This is a genomic window from Nostocoides jenkinsii Ben 74, assembly GCF_001046875.1.
GTDB classification, from domain to species: domain Bacteria; phylum Actinomycetota; class Actinomycetes; order Actinomycetales; family Dermatophilaceae; genus Nostocoides_A; species Nostocoides_A jenkinsii.
Window position 1 is genome coordinate 3,668,090 of sequence record NZ_HF571038.1, and the last position, 1,695, is coordinate 3,669,784.

A 1,695-nucleotide genomic window follows, 5' to 3' on the forward strand; every position below is an offset into this window, starting at 1 on the left:
CCCGCCGCACCATCCAGTCGTGGCTGCGCCGCATGCCGTATGCCGAGGTGTGGGTCGTCAGCGAATACGACGCCAACCGCGACCACGCCACGATGGGTCGGGTGGTGCGGGACTTGTGGGCCGAGGGCGAGATCGCGCTGCCGCCGCGCGCGTTCGTCGCCCCGTGGCTGCGCGCGAGCGTCGACGAGCCGGCACTTGAAGCGGAGACAGCGCAGATCGGCTACTGGGAGCAGGCGCCCTATCGCTTCACCGACATCCACGCGGGGGCGTGGGGCGTGGGGCTGAAGTCCGTGCGCGACTACTTCGACGCGCAGTTGAGCGACCCGACGACCTGGAGCTATTCGCTCGAACGCGCTCGGCGTCGCGCCTGACCGCCCATGCTCGTTGACCCGATGAGTCAGCCCCGGCCTCGGCGTCCGTTCCGGGCGCTCGGCGCCGCGCGCGAAGGTGCGCCTGGTGGCCACGATGGACGCGGCCGACCTGATCGCTCGGGTCCGGAGCCAGACTGGGACGCAGCAAGGCACCCTGCCATCGTGGTCAGGTCTGACGTCCCACTGGCCGAGGTGCTTCGCGGCGCCGGCCAGGTCGACGCGTCCGTCGCCGGCAACTAGCCCGGCCGTCACGTCATACCTTTCCGCTCACGTCACCCCTTTCCGCTCACGTCACCCGCTAGAGCGTGTGACGTGAACGCGAAGGGGTGACGTGAGCGCGAAGGGGTGACGTGGGGTGCGACGGTGCGTTCTTGGCCGCGCCTAAGGGTGGTTGAGCGCCGACGATTCTGCCGGCTGAAACGGCGAGTTCTGGCCGTGGTAGTCGCCATCGACGATGGACAAACTGTCGCTGGTCCGCGGCTCAGTCGGAACATCGCGGGGACGGCGGACGCGGCTGACACCAACGACCGCGCTGCGTCGAGGTCGCCGTCGACGAGGAGGACGACCCGGTTGCGCCGCACGTCCAGCTGGGCCTGGCGAATCGCGAAGGGTTCTTCTCTGTCCCCGCCCCGGTCGCCCATCTCGCGAGCAGCGCCCTGGAGTTCGGCATACGTCCACCGGACCTTGTGGACCCGGACGGTGTCGGAACTCGCAAACTCGGCCAGTGGCGACAGGAGCGCCTCCTCGTCCACGCCGCTCGCCACATTGAGGTGCGGTGTCGCACCGTTGAAGTAGGCGCCCCCGAAGCCAGCCGTCCTGGCCGAGCGGTCGAAAACCGGAAGAAAACGGGATTGGGCTTGGGCCATTTCTAGACCCGCCTTCTCCTCATCGATGGGCACAAAGCTGGCCGGGGCCGACGTCTTCAGACTGGCGAGCGTCGGCGCCACGGCGCCCGAATCGGTCGCCGCACTCATCCCGGCCAGACCGATGCTCACTCCGGCGGCGGCCACCAGTGCGGCGGCTGCCAGGTAGGCGTGTCGACTCATTCCAGATCCTCACCCTCAGTTCAGCAGGATCGAAGCGGCGCCGGCTCGGCGTCGAGCCTCACGTCGGGAGGGTGTAGCGGACCACGTCGCCGCCCACGAACTGCGCGATATCGGTGACGCCGGCCTGCCAGGCCTCGCCCGCGACTTCCGCCGAGACGGCTTCGCCGGCGGGCACCGCGACGGCCAAGGCGCGCAGGGTGGCCAGGGCTGCGTCGCGGCCGGCCGATCCGGGCGTATGCCGCGCCGCCAGCGCGTCGGCCGTCTCGCCGTCCGCGGGG

General features: G+C 70.1%; 3 protein-coding genes. 1 reads left to right on the forward strand and 2 read right to left on the reverse strand.

Annotated elements, in window-relative coordinates; genetic code table 11:
• Nucleotides 1-371: hypothetical protein (locus tag BN13_RS17470; protein ID WP_048548504.1), on the forward strand; the 371-nt coding region annotated here is incomplete at its 5' end.
• Nucleotides 372-643: 272 nt separating this feature from the next.
• On the opposite strand, the gene BN13_RS17475 is transcribed toward BN13_RS17470, so the two are convergent.
• Both BN13_RS17475 and BN13_RS19790 read right to left on the reverse strand, forming a co-directional pair.
• Nucleotides 644-1,417: a hypothetical protein gene (locus tag BN13_RS17475; protein ID WP_048548505.1), complete on the reverse strand. Its 774-nt coding sequence runs from the start codon at nt 1,415-1,417 to the stop codon at nt 644-646.
• 58 nt (nt 1,418-1,475) lie between these two features.
• A partial coding sequence (locus tag BN13_RS19790; protein WP_048548507.1) for a hypothetical protein occupies nt 1,476-1,695 on the reverse strand: 220 nt, incomplete at its 5' end.